General features: G+C 60.7%; 1 protein-coding gene and 1 pseudogene. Both read right to left on the reverse strand.

Going from position 1 to position 379, the window contains the following annotated elements; translation table 11 throughout:
• The coding region (locus tag PPL9_RS34505; protein WP_348271985.1) for an NAD(P)H-dependent oxidoreductase at window positions 1-215 on the reverse strand (215 nt) is incomplete at its 3' end.
• Window positions 216-227: 12 nt separating this feature from the next.
• Window positions 228-379 (reverse strand): annotated as a pseudogene (locus PPL9_RS34510) (arsenate reductase (glutaredoxin)); the annotation flags it as partial.

Here is a 379-nt window from a genome sequence, read left to right on the forward strand (position 1 = left end):
AGGCCGCTTGGGTTGAAGATGCGGGTCTCGGCGCCGAGCTGCTCCAGAATGCGCTGGGCTTCCAGTACCGCGAGGCGAGAGAAGGAGCGTTTGCGCAGGGAGCCGTAGAGCAGCAGGATGCGCGGGGCATGGTCTGGCGCGCCGTCTTTGCGCAAAGCACTGGTGTTGATGGGGTGGAAGCTGTCGGCCTCCACCTTTGGCAGATCAGAAGACATCTCAGACACGGCTTAACCCTTTGTCGGAATGACGACTTCGCCGTCTTCCTTGGTGAATGCGCCTATCTGTTCCTCATCCAGAATTTCCAGCAGGACTTCGGAGGGGCGGCAGAGGCGGGTGCCTTTGGTGGTGGTGACGAATGGGCGGTTCATGAGGATCGGGT

Origin of the sequence: Pseudovibrio sp. POLY-S9 (genome assembly GCF_001431305.1) — a bacterium.
GTDB lineage: Bacteria > Pseudomonadota > Alphaproteobacteria > Rhizobiales > Stappiaceae > Pseudovibrio.